This window comes from Arthrobacter sp. CAN_A1 (genome assembly GCF_015751665.1).
Lineage (GTDB): Bacteria > Actinomycetota > Actinomycetes > Actinomycetales > Micrococcaceae > Arthrobacter_D.
The window spans coordinates 1-1,668 of the sequence record NZ_JADOUR010000040.1; the positions used below are offsets into that span (position 1 = coordinate 1).

The 1,668-nt window shown below is 59.7% G+C and carries 2 protein-coding genes; both read left to right on the forward strand.

The annotated features are described in order from the left end of the window. The first annotated feature begins 100 nt into the window (after positions 1-100). Positions 101-760 carry a class I SAM-dependent methyltransferase gene (locus IWX62_RS16125; RefSeq protein ID WP_196842426.1) on the forward strand — a complete coding sequence of 220 codons (660 nt, stop codon included), beginning with the start codon at positions 101-103 and terminating at the stop codon, positions 758-760. 132 nt (positions 761-892) lie between these two features. Then, positions 893-1,567, forward strand: coding sequence for a haloacid dehalogenase type II (locus tag IWX62_RS16130; protein ID WP_196842427.1), 675 nt, complete (start codon positions 893-895; stop codon positions 1,565-1,567). Positions 1,568-1,668: the final 101 nt, after the last annotated feature.

The window sequence follows — 1,668 nt, forward strand, 5'->3', positions numbered from 1 at the left end:
GAGACGGTTTTGCTTCCCGAACTTACTGCAGCATAATCAAGGAACTGACCCGCACGGTGTCGAGAAAACTCCACCACTCAGCGGGACGTAACCACATGGAGTGATCCCGATCGCCGGTAAATACAGCACGTTCGCACCGTTTTACGATGTAATGTCCGGCGAATACCCGGTCTACCGGGCTGGCCGCGAAATCGGCATCAGAGCGCTCAACCAACTCCCCGGCACCCAAGTGCTCGACATCGGATGCGGTACCGGCCTGAACTTCAGTCTCCTCCAGCAGCAGGTCAGCCCGCATGGCATCATCGTCGGGATCGACCGCAGCCCAGAGATGCTCGTCCAAGCCCGCCGGCGGGCAGCACGCAACGGTTGGGCCAACGTCATTCTCATCCAAGCCGACGCGACCGAGCTTTCATCCACCGACATTGGATCCAGAATCACAGCCCAGGGCGGCCGGGCACAATCCGACGCCGTCTTGGCCACCTATGCGCTATCCCTCATGAAGGACTGGGAAACCGCTTGGGCCAACATGGTGTCCCTCGCTGCGCCCGGGGCGTCCCTCTGCGTGGTCGACATGCAAAAACCAGTTGGGCTCGCCGCTACCCTGACGCCTTTGGCCAAAGCGGCATGCTGGCTCGGGGGATCCAATATCGAGGCTCACCCCTGGACTGCCGTGGAGCGCGACTGCGCCGACGTCAAGGCGGCCGCCACCCGCGGCGGACATCTACAGATCCGTACCGGAACCTACAACACAGAAACCTAATCACCATCCGCCGAAGCACACGCTCACGGCCATGCGATGCGACGATTGGAACTACGCACTCGACCAGTACTGCCATAGTCGTGAACCTAACAAAACGGTCGTCAAATCAAAGAAGCAGAAAGGCTCGACCACATGACATCAGTGCCAGCCACCATCATCTTCGACGTCAACGAAACCCTGTCAGACATGCGGCCCCTCGGAGACGCGTTCGCCCACGCCGGGATAAGTGCCTCGCTCGCCAAACCATGGTTCGCGGAGATACTTCGCGACGGGTTCGCCCTCACCGCAGCTGGGGAAAACCCCGCCTTTGCCGATATTGCCACCGACAGTCTCCACCGGCTCCTCAGCGCAGAAACAACGCCGGGTGACCACACGGAGCAAGTCAACCAGATCATGGACACGTTCAAAGACCTCCCGCTGCACCCAGACGCGGCCCCAGGGATCAGGGCTCTCAGCCAGATCGCCCAACTCGCGACCCTCAGCAACGGAGCGACATCCGTGGCAGACAACCTCATGACGCGCGGCAAAGTGCGCGAAAAATTTGCACACCTACTCAGTGTTCAAAGCGCAGCCCGCTGGAAGCCCGCACGCGAAGCGTACGACTATGCGGCCCGTGAGCTCAACCAAACACACGACCAATTACTACTCGTTGCAGTGCACCCCTGGGACATTCACGGCGCGAATGCCGCCGGAATGCAAACTGCATGGATCAACCGTACGGGTGCTTCATATCCGACCTACTTCACACCACCAGACATCGAAGTCGAAAGCATCTCCGACCTCGCAGACAAGCTCAACGGACAATGACTCAGCTAGCCTCGATCTTTCATGAGGCGTGGTTTCCGGTGTGATCGGGGCTTACTGGCTGTCCGATGGTCTGATTGTGGCATCTGGGTGTGACGATTCGG

Excerpts from the sequence above, each read along its gene's own strand:
- IWX62_RS16130 (WP_196842427.1), top strand. The coding sequence starts at position 893 with ATGACATCAGTGCCAGCCACCATCATCTTCGACGTCAACGAAACCCTG.